Source organism: Aerolutibacter ruishenii (assembly GCF_007830115.1).
Lineage (GTDB): Bacteria > Pseudomonadota > Gammaproteobacteria > Xanthomonadales > Xanthomonadaceae > Aerolutibacter > Aerolutibacter ruishenii.
Genome location: NZ_VLKP01000027.1, coordinates 1 through 1,575 on the forward strand (window position 1 = coordinate 1; position 1,575 = coordinate 1,575).

Consider the following 1,575-nt stretch of genomic DNA (forward strand, 5'->3'; position numbering starts at 1 on the left):
CCCTACGTGTCAACATGCGACCCAACAGCTACCCTCGTTTTTTATCTATAACAAATGGGCTCCGCTGCTGGAGTACACCGATGTCCCCTGATTCACCCACCACGGCCGAGATTGCTCCCGATCCGCAACTGGAAAAGCGGACACGGCGCCGCTTCAGTGCGCCTGAGAAGTTGCGCCTTCTGGCCCAAGCCGACGCCCTTGCTCACGGCGAGCAGGGGGCCTGGCTGCGCCGCAATGGCCTCTATGCCGCCCAGCTTTCTGCTTGGCGCAAGCAGCAGACCGAGCATGGTTTGGAGGGTTTGCAGTCGCAAGCACCCGGGCGCAAGGCGGCCGATCCGCGTGAGCGCCGGATCGAGCAGCTGCAGCGCGAGAACAGCCGCCTGCAGCGGCGGGCCGAGGTGGCTGAACAGCTGGTTGAACTCCAAAAAAAAGTCTTCCAACTGGTCGAGAAGGCCCAGCAGGAGAACCGCTCTTGAGCGTGATGGCAGCAGCTCCCGCGGGACTGAGCAAGGGGCGTATCTGTCAGGCGCTGGGCCAGCCGCGACATCGCTGCTATCCCGATCGCCGACGACGCAAGGCCACGGCACCGGCGCGTGCACCGGCACGCCGACTGACCGCCGAACAGGACCAGGCGGTTCTCGCCGCCCTGCATGACGAACGCTTCATCGACGCCAGCCCGCGCCAGGTCCATGCGCAGTTGCTCAGCGACGGCATCGTGCTGGCCTCGGTGTCGACCTTCTATCGCCGCCTGCGTGCGCTGGGCCAAAGCACGGCGCGGCGCCTGCAGCGTCCACCCCAGCGCCACGCCCGGCCCCAGCTGACCGCCACCGCACCGCAACAGGTGTGGACCTGGGACATCACCAAGCTGCCGACCTTCTCGCGGGGCGTCTATCTCAACCTCTACCTCATCCTGGACCTGTACAGCCGCTACGTGGTGGGCTGGATGATCAGCACCAAGGAAAACGCCGGTCTGGCCAAGCACCTGTTCACACGCACACTGACCGCCCACGCCATCGCGCGTGAGTCACTCGTCGTGCACCAGGATCGCGGCTCACCGATGACCGCCCACAGCTTCACCGAGCTGCTCGGCGCGATGGGCGTGGCGCGTAGCTACTCGCGCCCGCGCGTGAGCAACGACAACCCCTTCAGCGAAAGCCACTTCAAGACCCTCAAGTACACCGCCGACTACCCCGGTCGTTTCGAGGACGCCGAGCAGGCGCGCCAGTGGGTACGCCGGTTCGTCACTCACTATAACGATCGTCCGCACGAAGGGTTGGCGCTGTTCACACCTGCCGACCTCTTCCATGACCGCGTGCCCACCGTTGCCGCCGTCCGCCAGCAGGCGCTCACCGAGCACTACACACGCCACCCCGAGCGCTACGTCAAAGGCGCGCCCACCGTCGCCCTGCCGCCCGCCGCCGTGCACATCAACCCCGACCTCGCCATGCATGCCTCGCAACTGCTGGCTACCTCCGGCGCACTGACCATCGTCCCCACCCCGGTCGACACCGGGCTACCCGAAGTTGTTACATAGAAATCTCGCAACGAGTGTTGGGAAAGTGTTGACACGTTCCG

General features: G+C 65.4%; 2 protein-coding genes. Both read left to right on the forward strand.

Going from position 1 to position 1,575, the window contains the following annotated elements:
• Positions 1-80 precede the first annotated feature (80 nt).
• Positions 81-476, forward strand: a complete 396-nt coding sequence (locus tag IP93_RS15565; RefSeq protein WP_158636385.1) for a transposase — start codon at positions 81-83, stop codon at positions 474-476.
• Between the two features lie 5 nt (positions 477-481).
• Positions 482-1,534, forward strand: coding sequence for an IS3 family transposase (locus IP93_RS15570; protein ID WP_231403458.1), 1,053 nt, complete (start codon positions 482-484; stop codon positions 1,532-1,534).
• Positions 1,535-1,575: the final 41 nt, after the last annotated feature.